The organism is Arthrobacter sp. P1_B9 (genome assembly GCF_056406495.1).
Genome location: NZ_JBFUAA010000010.1, coordinates 48,893 through 68,396, shown reverse-complemented (window position 1 = coordinate 68,396; position 19,504 = coordinate 48,893). Strand labels below are relative to the sequence as shown.

Sequence of the window (19,504 nt, the reverse complement as noted above, 5' to 3'; positions counted from 1 at the left end):
GAAGTGCAAGACGACAGCCACAGTGTAGTTCGTGAGTTCCCGATGCCGGGAGGGCCATAAGGACCCCATATGAAGTTGTCGGACGGGCGTCCTAGGAATCGGCGCCTGTGCTGAACCGCATGAGCAGGCCGAGGGCGATGATCACCACGCCCCAGGTGATTCCCAGGATGACCGTGAACCGGTTGAGGTTCCGTTCCGCGACGCCGGAGGAGCTCAGGCCCGAGCTCATGCCGCCGCCGAACATGTCGGACAGGCCGCCTCCGCGTCCTTTATGGAGCAGGATGAGCAACGTCAGCAGGAGGCTGGTGATGCCCAGGAGGACCTGCAGAATGACATGAAGAACGTCCACGACGGCCTTTCAGAAGGATTGGATTGCGGGGGTCAGGCTGTGTCCGGACTAATCCGTCAACAGGTGACTCTCGAACCTGACAATATTAGCAAACTCGGCAGCGTCCAGGCTGGCACCGCCGACCAGCAAGCCGTCGACGTCGCGCTCCTTCAGGATCGAGGCCGCGTTGTTGGCCTTGACGGAGCCGCCGTACAGCAGGCGGGTCTTGGCGGCGACGTCTGCTCCGAAGAGGGTGGACAGTTCGGCACGGATGGCGGCGCACATTTCCTGCGCGTCCTCCGGGCCTGCGACCTCGCCGGTGCCGATGGCCCACACGGGCTCGTAGGCGACTACAAGCTCGGCGGCCTGCTCCGGGGTGAGGCCCTCGACGCCGGCGCGCAGCTGGGCGAGGGTGTGGTCCACGTGGGTGCCGGCCTGCCGGATCTCCAGGCCTTCACCGACGCAGAGGACCGGAGTAATGCCATGCCGGAAGGCGGCTTTGGTCTTGGCGTTGAGCACGGCGTCGGACTCGTTGTGGATGGTGCGGCGTTCGCTGTGGCCGACCAGGACGTAGCTGCAGGCAAGCTTGGCGAGGAACTGGCCGGAAATATCGCCCGTGTAGGCGCCGGAGTCGAACTGGGAAAGGTCCTGGCCGCCATAGACGACGGCGAGCTCGTCGCCCTGAACCAGGGTCTGGACGCCGCGGAGATCCGTGAACGGCGGGAAGACGGCGACCTCCACCCGGCTGTAGTCGTGCTTGGCGTCGGACAGGGTCCACGCGAGCTTCTGCAGGAGGGTGATGCCCTGGACGTGGTCCATGTTCATCTTCCAGTTGCCGGCGATGAAGGGCTTGCGGTCGAATTTACCGTTGGTTGACGTGGTCACGTGATCTCCAGGAGTTCTTGGTGTGTGGGAGCAGCCGGCAGGGCGCCCGGTTCCCTGCGGAGGGCACCCTGCCGGCTCAAATGCCGGTGCTTTTAGCGGTCAGTGCTTCTAACGGTCGAGGACGCTCAGGCCGGGGAGTTCCTTGCCTTCAAGGTACTCCAGGCTTGCGCCGCCGCCGGTGGAAATGTGGCCGAACGCCTCATCGGCGAAGCCGAGTGTCCGGACCGCTGCCGCCGAGTCGCCGCCGCCAACCACGGTGAATGCCTCCGTCTCGGTCAGGGCCTGGGCAATGGCCCGGGTACCGCCGGCGAAGGCCGCGAATTCGAACACGCCCATGGGCCCGTTCCAGAACACCGTCCGGGCGTCCTTGATCCGTTCCGCGAACGCCGCTGCCGAGACCGGCCCGATGTCCAGCCCGATGCCCTGGGCTCCGAAGCTGCCCGACTCGATGGCGTCGGCGGCAACGGTCTCGTGCTCGGCGTCGGCGGCGAACTTGCCCGCCACCACAACATCGGTGGGCACGACGAACTCGGTACCGGCGTCGGCGGCGCGCTTCAGGTAGTCCTGGACGACCGGGATCTGGTCCTCTTCGAGCAGGCTGCCCGCGACCTTGTGACCCGAGGCGGCGAGGAAGGTGAACAGCATGCCGCCACCCACCAGGATGGTGTCCGCCTTGCCCAGGAGGTTGTCGATCACAGCGAGCTTGTCGGAGACTTTGGAGCCGCCGAGGACAACGACGTAGGGCCGCTGGGTGTCGGTGGTGAGCTTGCGCAGCACCTCGACCTCGGTGCGGACAAGGTCGCCCTGGTAGGACGGCAGCCGCGTGGCGACGTCGTACACGCTGGCGTGCTTGCGGTGCACCGCACCGAAGGCATCATCGACGAAGGCGCCGTTGTCCCCGGTGAGGGCGACCAGCTCGTCCGCGAAGGCGCCGCGCTCGGCGTCGTCCTTGGAGGTCTCCCGCGCGTCGAAGCGCACGTTTTCCAGAACCAGCACTTCGCCGTCCTGCAGCGCCGCGGAGAGCTCCTTGGCCGACTCGCCAACCGTGTCGGCGGCAAGGGAGACCTTGAACCCGGCAAGCTCGGCCAGCCGTGCGGCTGCGGGCTTGAGGGAGTACTTCTCCTCCGGCGCGCCCTTGGGGCGGCCGAGGTGTGCTGTGACCAGCACGCGGGCACCGGCGTCCGTGAGCTTCGCCAGCACTGGCAGGGAGGCCTTGATGCGGCCGTCGTCAGTCACTGTAGAGCCGTCGAGCGGCACGTTCAGGTCACTTCTGACCAGAACGTACCGCCCGCGGACACCATCAGCGATCAGTTCGTTGAGGGTGTGAAATGTCATGAGTCTTACCCTAGCCCAGCTTGGACGCGACAAGCTCCGTGAGGTCCACGAGGCGGTTGGAGTAACCCCACTCGTTGTCATACCAGGACACAACCTTGACCTGGTCGCCGATCACCTTGGTCAGGCCGGAATCGAAGATGGACGATGCCGGGTCGCCGACAATGTCGGAGGAGACGATCGGCTCGTCGGTGTAGGTCAGCAGGCCCCTGAGCTCCTCGGTCTCCGATGCTGCCTTGAGGGCGGCGTTGACTTCGGCGACCGTGGTCTCGCGGGAAACCGTGACGGTCAGGTCGGTAGCGGAGCCGGTGGGAACGGGCACGCGGATGGCGTAGCCGTCGAGCTTGCCCTTGAGCTCCGGCAGGACCAGGCCGATTGCCTTGGCCGCACCGGTGGAGGTGGGCACCATGTTGATGGCGGCGGCGCGGGCGCGGCGGAGGTCCTTGTGCGGGCCGTCCTGCAGGTTCTGGTCGGCGGTGTAGGCGTGGATGGTGGTCATCAGGCCACGCTCGATGCCGAAGGCGTCATTGATGACCTTGGCCAGCGGGCCGAGGCAGTTGGTGGTGCAGGAGGCGTTGGAGATGATGTGGTGCGTGGCGTTGTCGTACAGGCCGTCATTGACGCCCATCACGATCGTGATGTCCTCATCCGACGCGGGGGCGGAGATGAGGACCTTCTTGGCGCCGGCGTCGATGTGCTTCTGCGCATCGGCGGCCTTCGTGAAGAAGCCTGTGGACTCGATGACGATGTCGACGCCGAGCTCGCCCCAGGGCAGCTTCGCGGGATCGCGTTCGGCGAGGACCTTGATGATGTTGCCGTCGACGACGATGTTGCCGTCTTTGACCTCGATGGTTTCGGCCAGGCGGCCGCCCACGGAGTCGTACTTGAAGAGGTGAGCGAGGGCTTCCGGGCTGGTGAGGTCGTTGACCGCAACGATCTCGAGGTCTGCGCCCTGTGCGAGGGCGGCGCGGAAGTAGTTGCGGCCGATACGGCCAAAGCCGTTGATGCCAATACGGGTCGTCACGTTTTCAGTCTCCTTGGTGCTCTTGCGAGCACGACTAGTTGAGAAGGCGTTCAAGCCAACTAACAGATCCCGCACGCCATTGGGCAGAGATAATTACCAGATCGGAGGGCGACCAGCCACATTGCTGAAGGCTAACCGCCTTCCGTGATCCATCTTACGTTTAACCGGGACTGCCCCCGCAAGTGCAGGGGCAGTCCGTCCACATTTCGGGCCGAAGGGCCTGTAATGTGAGGTTTGTTACAAACGGAAGTCGATTCCGTCACCCTGTGCAGGGTAAAGGGACCTGCCTAGAGGGTGATGAGACCCGTCGCGTTTTTGCGGGCGGCGTCGAAGCGCTTGGCGACGTCGGCCCAGTTCACGATGTTCCAGAAAGCCTTGACGTAGTCAGCCTTGACGTTGACGTAGTCCAGGTAGAAGGCGTGCTCCCACATGTCCAGCATCAGCAGCGGGGTGGTGCCGAGTGCGACGTTGCCCTGCTGATCGTAGAGCTGCTCGATGACCAGGTTGCCGCCGATGGGCTCGTAGGCCAGGAAGCCCCAGCCGGAGCCCTGCAGGCCCAGTGCCGCGGCGCTGAACTGCGCACGGAACGCGTCGAACGAGCCGAAGGCGTCGTCAATGGCCGCCGCAAGCTCGCCCTCGGGCTTGTCGCCACCGTCCGGTGAGAGGTTCTTCCAGAAGACGGAGTGGTTGATGTGGCCGCCGGTGTGGAACGCGAGGTCCTTGGAGAGGCGGTTGATGTTGGCGAAGTCGCCCTTTTCGCGCGCCTCGGCCAGCTGGGCCAAGGCGTTGTTGGCGCCGGCCACGTAGGCGGCGTGGTGCTTGCTGTGGTGCAGCTCCATGATCTTCGCGGAGATGTGCGGTTCCAGCGCTGCGTAGTCATAGTCGAGCTCGGGCAGTACGTACTCGGTCACAAATTCCTCCAATGTCGTGGACGGGTTGTCCGGTTCGGTAACTCTTTTGATTGTGCATCCGGATGCGGGGCATCCGGAAAATTGCGGTGGGATCCTACGGCGACAACCAGCCGCGGCTCCCGGATATTTCATTCCCCGGGATATTCCTGCTGTTGATTCTAGGGGCGGGCTAGTCGTCGAGCATTTCGGGCGTCACATTGGCTTCCGTGCCCGGGATGCCGAGGTCCTGGGCCCGTTTGTCCGCCATGGCCAGCAGCCGGCGGATCCGGCCGGCGATGGCGTCTTTGGTCATGACGGGGTCGGCGAGCCGGCCCAGCTCGTCCAGGCTGGCCTGCTTGTGCGCGACCCGGAGCTCACCGGCATACTTCAGGTGGTCCGGGACGTCGTCGCCCAGGATTTCCAGGGCGCGGTCCACCCGGGCACCGGCGGCCACGGCGGCCTGCGCGGAACGGCGCAGGTTCGCGTCATCGAAGTTGGCGAGCCGGTTGGCCGTGGCGCGGACTTCCTTGCGCATGCGGCGTTCCTCCCAGACCATCAGCGCGTCGTGGGCGCCCATGCGCGTCAGCAGCGCGGCGATCGTGTCGCCGTCGCGGATCACCACGCGGTCCACTCCCCTGACCTCGCGGGCCTTGGCCTGAATTCCCAGGCGGCGGGCCGCGCCGACGAGGGCCAGGGCAGATTCGGGGCCGGGGCAGGTGACTTCCATGGCAGAGGAGCGGCCGGGCTCGGTGAGCGAGCCGTGGACCAGGAACGCGCCGCGCCAGACAGCTTCGGCGTCCGCGGCGGAGCCGTTCACCACTACCGACGGAAGGCCGCGCACGGGGCGCCCCCGCGCGTCCAGGAGTCCGGTCTGGCGGGCGAGGGCCTCACCGTCGCGCACCACCCGCACCACGTAGCGGCTGCCACGGCGCAGGCCGCCGCCGGAGACGACGATGATCTCGCTCTGGTGGCCGTACACCTCGGCGATGGCGGCGCGCAGCCGCCGGGCGGTCGATGCGAGGTCGACTTCGGCCTCGATCACAATCCTCCCCGAGATGATGTGCAGCCCGCCGGCGAAGCGGAGCATCGCCGATACCTCGGCCTTGCGGACGGAGGACTTCTTGATATCCAGACGGGAAAGTTCTTCCTTGACTGATGCTGTCAGTGCCATGGCACCTTTCCTAACTATTCCCGAAAATATCGTGATACGCCGTCGCCAGCCGCAACGGATCGTGGACCGGACGGCGACCAGACGCCCCCACTTTACCCAAGACCACCTCAGCACCGAGCATTCCTGCCGCCGCCTCGAAGTCGGGCAGGTTCTGCACCGACGCCGGGTCGGCCAGGATGACGTCGATCGTGAACTCCGGCGCGTATTCGCGCAGCACCCGGAGGTGATCGGCGGCGGACATGCCGGCCGTCTCCTTGGTATCTGTGGCCAGGTTCATGGTCAGGCACCGGCGGGCAGCGGTGTTGGCGAGGGCCTCGCGCATCTCGGGCAGCAACAGGTGCGGCAGCACGGACGTGTACCAGGAGCCCGGCCCGAGGATCACCCAGTCGGCCAGCTCGATCGCCGTCAGTGCCTCGGTGCAGGCCGGAGCGTTCTCAGGCAAGAGCCGGACGTGCTCCAGGGACCCTGCCACCGCGCACTTGGCCTGGCCGGTGAGGGTCTGCAGTGCCGTCGCGCCGTCCGGGGCGGTGACCCGGACCTGGCCCTCGATGGTCAGCGGGACGCTGGACATCGGCAGGACTTCGCCGCGCGCGCCGAGCAGGGCGCCGGCCCACTTCAGGCCTGCGACGGTGTCGCCCAGGAGCTCCCAGAGCGTGACGATCAGGAGGTTGCCCATCGCGTGCTCATCGAGGGAGCCGCCGCGGCCTTTGCCGGGGGCGAAGCGGTGCTGCATGACATCGCGCCACGTGCGGCCCCAGTCGGTGTCGTCGCACAGCGCGGACAGGGCCATCCGGAGATCACCGGGCGGCAGGACGCCGTACTCTTCGCGGAGCCGGCCGGAGGATCCGCCGTCGTCCGCGACCGTGACGACCGCGGTGAGTTCGGAGGTCAGCAGGCGCAGGGCCGACAGCGAGGCGGAGAGGCCGTGGCCGCCGCCGAGCGCGACGACGGAGGGGCCTTTGTCCTGCTGGCTCGCGAAGGCCGCGCTGGCGGGCGGGACAAGGGGCAGCGGGCCGGTCAGCAGCGCCATTACTCGCGGCCCAGGTCCCGGTGCGTCGTGGTCACCGTGACGCGCGGATACTGCGCCAGCCTCCGTGAGAGCTCGACGGCGACCGCCACGGAGCGGTGCTTGCCGCCGGTGCAGCCCACGGCGATGGTGGCGTAGTGCTTGTTCTCCCGGCGGTACCCGTCCAGGACAGGTTCAAGGGCCAGGACGTAGCGTTCCACGAAGTCGCTGACGCCCTGGGCCTCCAGCACGTAGTCGCTGACGTCCTTGTCCAGTCCGGTGTGCGGGCGCAACTGCGGCACCCAGTGCGGGTTGGGGATGAAGCGGGCATCGGCCACGAAGTTGGCGTCCACCGGCAGCCCGTACTTAAAGCCAAAGCTCATGACGTTCAGCCGCAGCGCCACCGGCCCGGTCTCGCTGAAGAGTTCGGTGATGGCGGTGGCGAGGCCATGGACGTTGAGGGAGGACGTGTCCAGGACGATGTCGGCGGTGTCCTTCAATTCACGGACCAGCTCGCGTTCGGCGGCAATGCCGTCGAGGATCCGGCCACCGCCCTGGAGCGGGTGGGGCCTGCGGCCCTGCTCGAAGCGGCGCACCAGGACGTCGTCGTTGGCGTCGAGGAACAGGACGCGGAAGCTCACGCCGGTGGCTTCCAGGGCGCGGAGGGCCGCGCGCATGTCGACGAACAGTTCCTTGCTCCGGACGTCCATCACGACGGCGAGCTTGGACATGGAGTGCGGCGTCCGGGACACCAGTTCGGCGAGCGTGCCGAGCATCTGCGGCGGCAGGTTTTCCACGACGTACCAGCCATGGTCCTCAAGGGCGTCCGAGGCGGTGCTGCGGCCGGCTCCCGACATTCCGGTCACCACGAGCAGTTCAGCCTCGACGGGTTTGACGGGTGTCATGCCGTCCGCATCCGTCTCGGATCCTGCCGTCGACTCTGCCATCAGTGAAGCCCCATCTCTGCCTGTGCGATTTGCTGTTGTCAGGTTTGCGCGCGGGCCGCGGTGATGCCGCTGCCGTGCCGTACCCAAGTCTTTACCCTAGCTAAGTTTGGCGGCACTAGCTAAGCGTCGAGAATTTCGCCGGTGGTCATGTTGACGGCAGGAACCGTGGCGGCTTCCTCGACTCCGCCCCCAGCGAAGTGCCGGACGATCGCGGCGGCCAGGGAGGGGCCAATCCCCTTGGCGCCGGTGAGTTCCTCCTGCGTCGCGGCTTTGATCCCCTTGACGGAGCCGAACTCCGCCAGGAGGGCCTTGCGCTTGGACTCGCCCAGACCGGGTACGCTGTCCAGGGCGGAGGCCGTCATGGCCTTGCCGCGCTTTTGCCGGTGGAAGGTGATGGCGAAGCGGTGGGCCTCATCGCGGATCCGCTGCAGCAGATACAGGCCGGCCGAGGCGCGCGGCAGGATCACCGGGAAATCGCTGTCCGGCAGCCACACCTCTTCGAGCCGTTTGGCCAGGCCGACCACATACACGTCCTCGATGCCGAGCTCTTCCAGCGCCCTTGCGGCGGCATTGACCTGCGGTTTGCCGCCATCGACGACGACGAGGTTGGGCGGGTAGGCGAATTTGCTCCGCGGTGTTGGCGTCGTGGAGTCCGCGACCGCCGCGGCGGTCGCCGCGTCCAGGGCGGCCTGGTGCGCCGGTTTGGCCGCGGCCGCCGCCTGCTCGTCTTTTTCTTGAAGATAGTGCCGGAACCGGCGGGTCAGCACATCATGCATGGCCGCCGTGTCGTCAGTGGCCGCGGCGCCGGTCACGGCGAACTTCCGGTAGTCGGACTTTTTCGGCAGGCCGTCCTCGACCACCACCATGGAGCCGACCACGTTGGTGCCCTGGACGTGTGAGATGTCGAAGCACTCGATCCGCAGCAGCGCCACGGGAAGCTCGAGCGCTTCCTGGATTTCCTGCAGGGCCTGGGAGCGCATGGTGAGGTCGCCGGCGCGCCGGGATTTGTGAAGTTTGAGGGCGTGCTCCGCGTTTTCACGGACCGTGGACAGGAGGGCTGCCTTGTCCCCGCGCTGGGGAACGCGGATGTCCACCCGGGCCCCGCGCAGGCCGCTGAGCCATTGCGCGAGCTCCGGGGCGTTGCTGGGTTCGGCAGGCACCAGCACTTCCCGGGGCAACCTGCCCTGGAGCCCGGCTTCCTCGCCGTAGACCTGCTGGAGCAGGTGTTCGACCAGTTCCGGGGTGGTGGAGTCCTCGACCTTTTCCACCACCCAGCCGCGCTGGCCGCGGATCCGTCCGCCCCGGACGTGGAAGACCTGCACGGCGGCCTCGAGCTCGTCTTCGTGCAGGGCGAAGACGTCGGCGTCCGTGCCCTCGGCCAGGACGACGGCGTTACGTTCGAAGACCTTCTTCAGCGCCACGATGTCGTCCCGGAGCCGGGCCGCGCGTTCGTAGTCGAGCTCAGCAACTGCCGCGGCCATCTCCCGTTCCAGCCGGTTGACGAAGGGTTTGGCTTCGCCGCCCATGAACGTGCAGAAGTCCTCGGCCAGGGCGCGGTGGTCCGCGGCGGAGATCCGGCCGACGCACGGCGCGGAACATTTGTCGATGTAGCCGAGCAGGCAGGGCCGGCCGCTGGCTTCGGCGCGCTTCAGCACCCCGGCGCTGCAGCTGCGGACCGGGAACACCCGCAACAGGGTGTCCATGGTGTCCCGGATCGCGCCGGCGGTGTACGGGCCGAAGTACCGGGTCCCCTTGCGCCGGTCGCCGCGCAGCACCTGGACGCGCGGGTACTTCTCCCCCATCGTCACGGCGAGGTACGGGTAGCTTTTGTCGTCCCTGAACATCACGTTGAAGCGGGGCGTGAATTCTTTGATCCAGGTGTATTCCAGCTGGAGCGACTCGAGTTCGCTGCCCACCACGGTCCATTCGACGCTGCTGGCCGTGTGGACCATGGCATAGGTTTTGGGCATGAGCCCGGCAGGGTTGGCGAAGTAGGTGTTCAGCCGGGCACGGAGGTTCTTGGCCTTGCCGACGTAGATGACCCGGCCGTGCGGATCGCGGAAGCGGTACACGCCCGGATTGGTCGGAATTTCACCCGTCTGGGGTCGGTAACTCGCTGGATCTGCCACACATCAAGTCTACTGAGCCGCCGGCGGTGCCGTTGCACGTGCACCGCCGCATGCCCGGCGGATCACGGGGGCCGGGAGCTGCGCGCTATTCGGCCGACTTGCTCTGGTTGTAGCTGGTGGAGCGTTCCTGGCCGCTCAGGTCTGCGATTGCGTCCATGATGCGGTCCGTGACCTGGCGGCGGGCCGGCAGGGAATGGTCCGGTCCGGTTTTCTCGAAGTACAACGGCTCGCCGACCTTCATGGTGAAGTGCTGCGGTTTGACGGACTTGCTGTCCGCGGGCTGCAAGTGTTCGGTGCCGATCAGGCCCACCGGGATTACGGGCGCGCCGGTGGTGAGGGCCAGCCAGCCGACGCCGGTGCGGCCGCGGTACAGGATGCCGTCGCGGGAGCGGGTGCCTTCGGGATAGATGCCCACGCCCTTGCCGGAGTCGAGGATGTCCAGCAGCGTTTTCAGCGCCTGGACGCTCGCCGCCTGCTCGCCGCGTTCCACCGGAATGGAGCCGACGGCCTCGAAGAAGGACTTCATGGCCTTGCCTTTGATGCCGCCGGTGGTGAAGTATTCAGCCTTCGCGAAGAAGGCCACGGGCCGCGGCATGAGGGCCTGGACGATCACGCTGTCCAGGAACGAGAGGTGGTTCGGGGCGACAATGAACGGCCCATCCTTGGGCACGTTTTCCAGGCCGATGACCGTGGGACGGCACGTGGTGGTTACAAGCCCCCGCGTGGTCCAGCGGATTGCGTCAAACATTGCCATCGGTGTGCACCTCGTTCAGGGCTGTGGTTCCCGGGCGTTCGGAGAGCCGGTTGATCGTCGCGTGAAGCGCCGTGGTGTTGTGCACGATCTCGACGGCACCGGCCGCGTGCAGTTCGCCGTCAGGCGCAAACCCCCAGCCTACGCCGATGCAGTCCAGTCCGTTCGCAGCGGCCCCGGCGACGTCCTGTGCCCGGTCCCCCACCATCACGGCCCGGCCGGCGGCCGCAGGGTCCGCGGCAGCGAGGTCTGAGAGCGCGGCGGCGACGATGCCGACCTTACCTTCGGGAACGGAGCCTTCGGGGGCGGAGCCCGCTCCCGGGCTGGCGGCCTCGTCGGCGGCGGAGCCCCGGATGCTGTGGAAGAGCCCGGCGATGCCGTGATGCGCCAGTACAATGCGGGCAAGCCCTTCCGGCTTCTGGGTCGCGACGGCGATGGGCCGGCCCGCGGCGACGAAGTCCTCGAGGAGGCCGCGGATTCCCGGGTACAGCCTGCTCTGCGCGATTCCCGTGGATGCGTAGTGAGCACGGTAGATGCGAATGGCGTCGTCCAGCTGTGCGGCCGGAACGCCGGCGATTTCCGTCAGGGAATGGCTGAGCTTGGGCCCAATCATGGCGTCCATCCGGGACTTGTCCGGAACCGGCAGGCCAAGCTCGGTGAGGGCCGCGGCGATACCGTCGGTAATACCCCCGGCGGGATCGACAAGAGTGCCGTCAAGGTCAAAGATTACGGGCACTGTTGTATGCGTCACCGGCTTAGTTTCTCATGAGTGTGCGGTTGCCAGAAATTCGCATGCTCCTTCAGGAATACATCGGGAATACATCAGGGGCTACATCACGCGATCCATCAGCGGATACATCCGGTGGAGACGTCCCTGCGGGCGGGGACGCGTGCGGCGGAAGCTTACCTGGCCCGCCGCACGGTCCCTGGCAGCCGGTGTTCAGGCGAGGAGCTCGGCGAGGAACGCAGCCGTGTGGCTCTCGCTCGACTTGGCCACCTGCTCGGGGGTGCCGGAGGCGACCACACGGCCGCCACCGGACCCGCCGTCGGGGCCAAGGTCCACGATCCAGTCGGCGCTCTTGATGACGTCGAGGTTGTGTTCGATCGTGATCACCGTGTTGCCCTTCTCTACGAGGCCCTGGAGCACCATGAGGAGCTTGCGGATGTCCTCGAAGTGCAGGCCCGTGGTGGGCTCGTCCAGGACGTAGACGCTGCGGCCGTTGGAGCGTTTCTGAAGCTCGGCTGCGAGCTTCACGCGCTGGGCCTCGCCGCCGGAGAGCGTGGTGGCGGGCTGGCCCAGCCGGACGTAGCCAAGGCCGACGTCGACGAGCGTGTTGAGGTGCCGAGCGATCGGCGAGAAGGCCGCGAAGAACTCGGCCCCTTCCTCGATGGGCATGTTCAGCACGTCCGCGATGGTCTTGCCCTTGTAGTGGACCTCCAGGGTTTCGCGGTTGTACCGGGCGCCGTGGCAGACCTCGCAGGGGACGTAGACGTCCGGCAGGAAGTTCATCTCGATCTTCAGGGTGCCGTCGCCGGAGCAGGCCTCGCAGCGGCCGCCCTTGACGTTGAAGGAGAACCGGCCCGGGAGGTAGCCGCGGACCTTGGCCTCGGTGGTCTCGGCGAAGAGCTTGCGGATGTTGTCGAACACGCCGGTATAAGTGGCCGGGTTCGAGCGCGGGGTGCGGCCGATCGGGCTCTGGTCGACGTGCACCACCTTGTCCAGGTGTTCGAGGCCCTGGACGGACTTGTGCCTGCCGGCCACCTGCTTGGCGCCGTTGAGCTTGTTGGCGAGCACCTTGTAGAGGATCTCGTTGACCAGGGTGGACTTGCCCGAGCCGCTGACGCCGGTGACGGCGGTGAAGAGGCCCAGCGGGAAACTGGCGTCGATGTTCAGGAGGTTGTTCTCCTTCGCCCCGACCACCTTGAGCTCGCGCTTCTTGTCGTATTTGCGCCGCTTCTTCGGGATCTCGATTTTCCGCCGGCCGGAGAGGTAGTCGCCGGTGAGCGAATCCGTGTTTTCCAGCAGCTCCTGGTAGGACCCGGAATGGACCACCATGCCGCCGTGCTCGCCGGCGCCCGGTCCGATGTCCACCACCCAGTCGGCCTCGTGGATGGTGTCCTCGTCATGCTCCACGACGATCAGGGTGTTGCCGAGGTCCCGGAGCCGGGTGAGTGTCTCGATCAGGCGGCGGTTGTCCCGCTGGTGCAGGCCAATCGAGGGCTCGTCGAGGACGTACAGTACGCCCACGAGGCCGGAGCCGATCTGGGTGGCCAAACGGATGCGCTGGGCTTCGCCGCCGGACAGGGTGCCGGAGGGCCGCTCCAGGTTCAGGTACTCGAGTCCGACGTCGAGGAGGAAGGTCAGGCGGGCCTGGATCTCCTTGAGGACCTGGTGGGCGATCTGGGCCTCGCGGCCGGTGAGGACGAGGTTTTCGAGGAAGTCGGCGCATTCCCGCATGGGCAGCGCGGCGACCTCGGCGATTGACTTGCCGTTGATCAGCACCGAGAGCGACGCAGGGTTCAGCCGGGCACCGTTGCAGGCCGGGCACGGGACCTGGCGCATGTATTCCTCGTAGCGGTCGCGCGCATAGTCGGAATCGGTCTCGCCATGCTTGCGGTGGACGTACTGCACGACGCCCTCAAAACCGGTGCTGTACTTGCGTTCCCGGCCGAAGCGGTTGCGGTATTGCACCACCACCTTGTGGTCCTTGCCGTGCAGGACGGTCTGCCGGACGTCGGTGTCGAGCTTCTCCCACGCCGTCGTCATGGAGAAGCCGAGTTCCTCGGCGAGACCGGCCAGCAGCCGGTTCCAGTACTCCGTGGTGGCGGTGCCCAGGGACCACGGCGCAATGGCCCCCTCGGAGAGCGAGAGCTCGGGGTTGGGGATGAGGAGTTCCTCGTCGACCTCCAGCTTGGTGCCGATGCCGCTGCACGCGCTGCAGGCGCCGAAAGGGTTGTTGAATGAGAAGGAGCGGGGCTCGATCTCGTCGATCGCCAGGGGGTGCTCGTTGGGGCAGGCGAGGTGTTCTGAGAACGCCCTGATCCGCTCGGGATCGTCTGCTTCGAGGTCGACGAATTCGGCCAATATGCGGCCCTCCGCCAGTCCGAGGGCGGTTTCGACCGAGTCGGTCAGGCGCTGGCTGATACCTTCCTTGACCACGAGGCGGTCCACCACCACTTCGATGGTGTGCTTGAACTGCTTGCCCAGCTTCGGCGGATCACTCAGGTGGACGAGCTCGCCGTCCACCCGGGCCCGCGAGTAGCCCTTGGCGGTGAGTTCCTTGAAGAGGTCCACGAATTCGCCCTTGCGGCCGCGGACCACGGGTGCCAGCACCTGGAAGCGGGTGCCGTCCGGGAGCTCGAGCAGCTGGTCGACGATCTGCTGCGGGGTCTGCTTGGTCACGGGCTCCCCGCAGACGGGGCAGTGCGGCCGGCCCACACGGGCCCAGAGCAGGCGCATGTAGTCGTAAATCTCGGTGATGGTGCCCACGGTCGAGCGAGGGTTCTTGGACGTGGACTTCTGGTCGATGGACACCGCCGGCGAGAGGCCCTCGATGAAGTCGACGTCGGGCTTGTCCACCTGGCCCAGGAACTGCCGGGCGTAGGCGGAGAGGGATTCGACGTAGCGGCGCTGGCCCTCGGCGAAGATGGTGTCGAACGCGAGGGAGGACTTTCCGGAGCCGGACAGGCCGGTGAACACGATCATGGCATCGCGCGGCAGGTCCAGGTCCACGTTGCGCAGGTTGTGCTCGCGGGCGCCCTTGACGACGAGGCGCGTCATGTCCGGACGCTTCAGGACGGGGCGGGACGGGGCCGCATCCCGGACTGCCAGCGGCTCGACGGCGGAATGGACTTCAACGGCTGGATCTTCAGCTACAGCTTTAGGCACGAATCTAATGCTAATCGAAAACTTCTTCGAAAAACTATTCCGCGCGCCACGGGCGGCGCCGGATGTGCTATTGGCGGTCGTAGGCGGCGGCCAGCAGCTGCACGGCCTCGGCGAAACTGGCGCCCTGGGCTTTGGCGGCCGCGGCGAACTCGGCGGCGGCGGCGGACAGCGAACTCCAGGCGGCATCGCGGGCACACACAACGGTCCCGTTGCGGCCCTTCGTCACTACGACGCCGGCGGCCTCGAGTTCCTTGTAGGCCCGCGCCACGGTGTGCGGGGCCACGCCCAGTTCGCCGGCCAGGCTCCGCACGGCCGGAAGCCTGGTGCCCGGCGCGAGTGTGCCGTTGTCGGCGCGTTCGATCACGTAGAGCCGCAGCTGTTCGAAGAGCGGGACGGAGCTGGCCGGATTGGTCCGCCAGGATCCGGGAAAACGCTCCCCCACGGCGTCCGCGGGGCTCACTGTTCGGCCTCCTGGACGGCCGGGACCTGTTCGCGGCCGGCGAACTGGGCCTCGTACAAATCCTTGTAGAGCCCCTGCCGGGCCACCAGCTGCGGGTGGGTGCCGTGTTCAACGATTCGTCCGTGGTCCATGACGAGAATTAGATCAGCGTCCCGGACCGTGGACAAACGGTGCGCGATCACGAAGCTCGTGTGACCGGCCCGCAGCTGCTCCATGGCATGCCGGATCTGCACCTCAGTGCGGCTGTCGACGGAGCTCGTCGCCTCGTCCAGCACCATGATGCTGCGCCCGGCGAGCTGCGCCCGTGCGATCGAGACGAGCTGGCGCTGGCCCCGGCTCAGGGAATCGCCGTCGTTGCCGAGCATCGTGGCGTAGCCGGCCGGCAGGGACCGGACAAACTGGTCCACGTGGCTGGCGCGGGCCGCCGCGACGATATCGGCTTCGGCGGCGCCGGGCCGGCCGTATTCGATGTTCTCCCGGATGCTGCCGGTAAACAGCCAGGCATCCTGCAGGACGATTCCGAAGGCGCGCCGCAGCTCGTCCCGCGGGATGGTGGCGATGTCCGTCGAGTCCACCAGGATCCGGCCGGAGTCGAGTTCGTAGAAGCGCATCAGGAGGTTGACCACGGTGGTCTTGCCGGCACCGGTGTGTCCCACGATCGCCACGGTCTGTCCCGGGTCCACCGTGAAGGAGAGGTCCTTCACCACGGGGGTGCCGGGGCTGTAGCTGAAGCTGACGTGCTCGAACGTGACCCGGCCCGCCACTGCGCCGGGATCCAGCAGGTCCCCGGGCGTGCCCGGGGCAGGGGCTTTGCGTCCGTTGGAGGATTTGCGCGGGACATGGAGCTTTCGCGCGGCCGTGAAGCCTTGCAGCTTGCCGGCGCCGTTCGCCAAAACGGCCGGCACGGCGCTGTCCGCAGGGATCTCCGGGGCGTCCAGCAGCTCAAACACCCGCTCCGCCGAGGCCAGGCAGGACTGCACGAGAGTCAGCATGCCGCCGATCTGGCTCACCGGCTGGCTAAAGAGACGGGAGAACTGGACAAAGGCCTGGATGCCGCCGATCGTCAAGAGCCCCGCGGTGACCTGCAGCGCCCCCACAACAGCAATTGCGATGTAGTTGAGGTTGGCGACAAACACCAGCAGCGGCTGCACGATGCCGGACAAATACTGGGCGCGGGTGCTCGATCGGGTGAGCTTCTCGTTGCGCTCCCGGAAGCTCGCCGCCGACTCTTCCTGCCGGCCGAAGGCCTTGACCACTTCATGCCCGGTGAAGAACTCCTCGAGTTGGGCAGTCAGCGCCCCCGTGCTGCTCCACTGCTCCTTGAAATGCGCCTGGGAGTGCCGGGCCACGAGCACGGTGATCATCGTGGACACGGGCACCGAGAGGATCGCGATCAGCGCCAGCAGCGGCGAGAGCCACAGCATCATGGCGAGAGCGGCCGAGAGCATCAGGACGGCCATGATCAGCTGGTTGAGGAGCTGGTTGAGCGCCTGGGAGATATTGTCGACGTCGTTCGTGGCCCGGCTGAGCACGTCGCCGCGGCGCTGCTCCTCGAAATGGCTGGACGGCAGCACATGGAGTTTTTGTTCCACGGAGCCGCGGAGGCCGTAGCTGAGGCGCTGCACCGCGGTGGCGGTCAGGCTGCCCTGGATCCAGCTGAACAGCGACGCCCCGACGTACATGGCCGAAACGGCCAGTAGCCGCTCGGCCAGCTGTTGCTCGTCGAGGGAGCCGCCCAGGAAGCCGTCGACGACGACGTCGGTGGCGTCGCCCAGCACCTTGGGCGCCGCCACGTTGAGTGTCACGAACGCGCAGGTCGCGGCGATGACGCCGGCCATCCGCCACTTCAGCGGCAACAGCAGGCCAAGCAGCCGGGCGGCGGTGTGCCATTTGATGCGCTCCGGCACGCCGGGTCCCGCAACGGTCCCGGCGCGGTGTGCCCGCGCGCGGCTCACGGGGCTTCCTCCAGCACCAGCTGGGACGCGGCAATTTCCTGGTAGCTGGGCGAGGACTCCATGAGTTCGCTGTGCGTGCCCTGCGCGACCACCCGGCCGCCCTCCAGGACGAGGATCAGCCCGGCGTCCACGATTGTTGACACCCGCTCGGCCACGATCAGCACGGTCGCCGAGCGCAGCAGCGGCTCGATCGCCGCCCGGAGCCTGATGTCGGTGCCGTAGTCCAGAGCCGAGAAACTGTCGTCGAAGAGGTAGGCGGGGGCCCGCTTGAGCAGGGCCCGCGCGATGCACAGGCGCTGCCGTTCGCCGCCGGAGAAGTTGGTGCCGCCCTGGCTTACGGGCGTGTCGAGCCCGAGCGGCAGGGCGCGGACAAAGTCGGCGGCCTGGGCAGCTTCAAGCGCCTGCCATATTTCGGGCTCGCTCGCGGCGGGCGCCCCGAACCGGAGGTTCCCCGCGACCGTGTCCGCGAACAGGTAGGACTGCTGCGGGACTATTGCGATCAGGCCGCGCAGGTCGTCCAGGGGCATCGCCCGCACGTTCTCCCCGCCGATGCTGATCTCTCCGGCCGTCGCGTCGAGGAAACGCGGCAGCAGGTTCAGGAGTGTCGTCTTGCCGCTGCCGGTCGCGCCGATGATCGCCGTCGTGGTACCGGCCCTGGCGGTGAAGGAGACGCCGTCCAGCACGGGTGCTTCGGCGCCGGGGTAAGCGAAGGACACGTTCCGGAACTCGACAGCGCCGGAGCGGCCCGGGGCGCCGGCGACGGCGGGCGCACCGGCGGTGCCCGCCGCACTGGCCCCGCCGGCCGGAATGGTGGCAGCGGTGGCCCCGGCGGGAACGGCCGGATCCGCGATGGCCGGTTCCGTGTCCAGCACCTCGCGGATCCGTTCCGCGCAGGCCGCCGCCCGGGGGGCGGTCATGAAGACGTACATCGCCATCATGATGGCAATCAGGATCTGCAGGATGTAGGCGATGAACGCCGTCAGCGCCCCCAGCCGCATTTCGCCGGCGTCGATGCGATGGCCGCCGAACCACACCACGAACACGGAGGAGATGTTGACCACGAACATGATCATCGGCATCATCGCCGCCACCAGGAGGGCGGATTGCAGATTGTTCCGGGTGAGGTCCTTGTTGGCTTCATCGAACCGGCGGACCTCGTGGTCCTGCCGGACAAAGCCGCGGATGACATTCGCGCCGATGATCTGCTCCCGCAGCACCCGGCCGATCCGGTCCAGAAGGCCCTGGCCCTGGCGGTACAGGGGAATCAGGCGGCGGACGATCACCGTCATGATCACCGTCAGGACCGGGATCACCACAACCACAATCCAGGACAGCACCACGTCCTGGTGCACGGCCAGCACGATGCCGCCGATGAAGATCGCCGGTGCGGCAATCAGCATGATGAACACCAGGACGGCGAGGTTTTGGATCTGGGCGACGTCGTTGGTGGCACGGGTCACGAGGCTGGGCGCACCGAAAAGGCCCACCTCCTGGGAGGAGAAGGACTGCACCTTCGCGAAGAGCTCCCCGCGCAGCTGGCCGCCAATCTCCATGGCGACCACGGCGCCCAGATATCCGGCCGCGACGGCCGTGATCACCTGGACGGCAGCGATTCCGGCCATCCAGGCCCCGAGGTGGAGGATCTCCCCGGTGTCCCCGCCGATGATGCCGTCGTCGATGATCGCGGCATTCAGGGTGGGCAGGAGCAGGTTGGCGGTGGCTTGCACGAGCTGCAGCACAACGATGGCCAGCACGGTCCCTTTATGCGCGGACAACAGCCGCGACGTCAGGCCTATAAGCACTGAACCTCCATTACTAGCCCAGGGCCCGGAATGGTGATCAGCCTAACGGCCGCCCCACACCGCCACGTCATTGTAAGCCCCATTCCGGAGTGCTTCGTGTCATGCGGCTGACACGCCGCCTACCCGATCTTCTGCGCCACCGCGAACGTGCGGCGGAACGGGAAGACCGTCCCGTGCCGGCCTGCCGGATATGCGTCGTCCAGCCGTGCCGAATACTCGGCCTCGAACTCCCTGGCCTCGTCGTCGGGGAGGGCCGCGAGGACCGGCCTGAGTCCGGTTCCGCGGACCCACTCCAAAACGGGGTTGGCGCCTGGGAGCAGCTGAAGGTACGTGGTCTCCCAGGCGTCGGCGGCACAACCGGCGTCGAGCATGATCTCCAGATATTCCGCTGCCTCCCCCACCACGTCGTCGTGGCGGAGCACCCCGGCGAGCCGCCCCGCCCAGGCCGGAGAATCGGCCAGCTCCCGCATCAGGGTGTGCGACGGTGCATTGAAGTTCCCCGGCACTTGCAGCGCGAACCAGGCGCCCGGTTTGAGGGCATCGAGCCATAGGGGCAGGAGCTTTCGGTGGCCGGGCACCCACTGCAGGGCCGCGTTGGTGACCACCACGTCCGTGTCCCCGGACGGCAGCCAGTGCTCAATGTCGGCCAGCTCGTAGGAAAGATTGGCCGCCGCGGCTGCGTGGTCCTTGGAAGTGGCCAGCATTTCCGGCGACGAATCCAGACCCACCACCTGCGCGCCCGGCCAGCGGTCCGCGAGCGTCGCGGTCAGGTTGCCGGGACCGCAGCCGAGGTCCACCACGTGCCGCGGGGCTTCGGCGTGAATCCGACCGGTCAGATCAAAAAATGGTCTGTCCCGGTAGTCCCCGAACTGCACATATTTCTCCGGATCCCACTTCATGGCTGCCTCCAGTTCCCGGCACGTTGTCCTAACCGA

At 67.1% G+C, this 19,504-nt stretch carries 16 protein-coding genes; all 16 read right to left on the bottom strand.

The window, feature by feature from the left end; translation table 11 throughout:
- Nucleotides 1-91: 91 nt before the first annotated feature.
- Complete coding sequence (gene secG / locus AC1D1A_RS14585; protein WP_018772994.1) at nucleotides 92-349, bottom strand: preprotein translocase subunit SecG; 258 nt, start codon at nucleotides 347-349, stop codon at nucleotides 92-94.
- 48 nt (nucleotides 350-397) lie between these two features.
- Nucleotides 398-1,213, bottom strand: coding sequence for a triose-phosphate isomerase (gene tpiA / locus AC1D1A_RS14580; RefSeq protein WP_018772995.1), 816 nt, complete (start codon nucleotides 1,211-1,213; stop codon nucleotides 398-400).
- Between the two features lie 108 nt (nucleotides 1,214-1,321).
- A complete protein-coding gene (locus AC1D1A_RS14575) occupies nucleotides 1,322-2,548 on the bottom strand; it encodes a phosphoglycerate kinase (RefSeq protein ID WP_476948019.1) in 1,227 nt (408 codons plus the stop codon).
- A 10-nt stretch (nucleotides 2,549-2,558) separates the two neighbouring features.
- Nucleotides 2,559-3,569 carry a type I glyceraldehyde-3-phosphate dehydrogenase gene (gap, locus tag AC1D1A_RS14570; protein ID WP_028276841.1) on the bottom strand — a complete coding sequence of 337 codons (1,011 nt, stop codon included), beginning with the start codon at nucleotides 3,567-3,569 and terminating at the stop codon, nucleotides 2,559-2,561.
- Between the two features lie 287 nt (nucleotides 3,570-3,856).
- The gene (locus tag AC1D1A_RS14565) at nucleotides 3,857-4,480 is read right to left on the bottom strand and encodes a superoxide dismutase (RefSeq protein ID WP_028276840.1); all 624 of its coding nucleotides are present in this window, start codon (nucleotides 4,478-4,480) and stop codon (nucleotides 3,857-3,859) included.
- Between the two features lie 169 nt (nucleotides 4,481-4,649).
- Entirely contained in the window at nucleotides 4,650-5,630 is a 981-nt protein-coding gene (whiA, locus tag AC1D1A_RS14560) for a DNA-binding protein WhiA (protein WP_018772999.1), read from the bottom strand.
- 10 nt (nucleotides 5,631-5,640) lie between these two features.
- Nucleotides 5,641-6,660, bottom strand: coding sequence for a gluconeogenesis factor YvcK family protein (locus AC1D1A_RS14555; protein ID WP_028276839.1), 1,020 nt, complete (start codon nucleotides 6,658-6,660; stop codon nucleotides 5,641-5,643).
- Nucleotides 6,660-7,583: an RNase adapter RapZ gene (rapZ, locus tag AC1D1A_RS14550; protein WP_018773001.1), complete on the bottom strand. Its 924-nt coding sequence runs from the start codon at nucleotides 7,581-7,583 to the stop codon at nucleotides 6,660-6,662. Before rapZ ends, AC1D1A_RS14555 begins: the two co-directional genes overlap by 1 nt.
- A 119-nt stretch (nucleotides 7,584-7,702) precedes the next feature.
- Nucleotides 7,703-9,712 (bottom strand): excinuclease ABC subunit UvrC, encoded by a 2,010-nt coding sequence (gene uvrC, locus AC1D1A_RS14545; protein ID WP_476849615.1) that lies wholly within the window; start codon nucleotides 9,710-9,712, stop codon nucleotides 7,703-7,705.
- Between the two features lie 85 nt (nucleotides 9,713-9,797).
- The gene (locus AC1D1A_RS14540) at nucleotides 9,798-10,466 is read right to left on the bottom strand and encodes a lysophospholipid acyltransferase family protein (RefSeq protein WP_026266350.1); all 669 of its coding nucleotides are present in this window, start codon (nucleotides 10,464-10,466) and stop codon (nucleotides 9,798-9,800) included.
- Nucleotides 10,453-11,214, bottom strand: coding sequence for an HAD hydrolase-like protein (locus AC1D1A_RS14535; RefSeq protein ID WP_476948018.1), 762 nt, complete (start codon nucleotides 11,212-11,214; stop codon nucleotides 10,453-10,455). Before AC1D1A_RS14535 ends, AC1D1A_RS14540 begins: the two co-directional genes overlap by 14 nt.
- Before the next feature lie 189 nt (nucleotides 11,215-11,403).
- Nucleotides 11,404-14,352, bottom strand: a complete 2,949-nt coding sequence (gene uvrA / locus AC1D1A_RS14530) for an excinuclease ABC subunit UvrA (protein ID WP_476855939.1) — start codon at nucleotides 14,350-14,352, stop codon at nucleotides 11,404-11,406.
- Between the two features lie 67 nt (nucleotides 14,353-14,419).
- Nucleotides 14,420-14,812 (bottom strand): GntR family transcriptional regulator, encoded by a 393-nt coding sequence (locus AC1D1A_RS14525; RefSeq protein ID WP_476849612.1) that lies wholly within the window; start codon nucleotides 14,810-14,812, stop codon nucleotides 14,420-14,422.
- Nucleotides 14,809-16,650 (bottom strand): ABC transporter ATP-binding protein, encoded by a 1,842-nt coding sequence (locus AC1D1A_RS14520; RefSeq protein WP_476948056.1) that lies wholly within the window; start codon nucleotides 16,648-16,650, stop codon nucleotides 14,809-14,811. Before AC1D1A_RS14520 ends, AC1D1A_RS14525 begins: the two co-directional genes overlap by 4 nt.
- A gap of 113 nt (nucleotides 16,651-16,763) precedes the next feature.
- Nucleotides 16,764-18,569 (bottom strand): ABC transporter ATP-binding protein, encoded by a 1,806-nt coding sequence (locus AC1D1A_RS14515; RefSeq protein ID WP_476948017.1) that lies wholly within the window; start codon nucleotides 18,567-18,569, stop codon nucleotides 16,764-16,766.
- Nucleotides 18,570-18,688: 119 nt separating this feature from the next.
- On the bottom strand, nucleotides 18,689-19,468 hold the full coding sequence (locus tag AC1D1A_RS14510; RefSeq protein ID WP_476948016.1) for a trans-aconitate 2-methyltransferase: 780 nt from the start codon (nucleotides 19,466-19,468) through the stop codon (nucleotides 18,689-18,691).
- Between the last annotated feature and the right edge of the window lie 36 nt (nucleotides 19,469-19,504).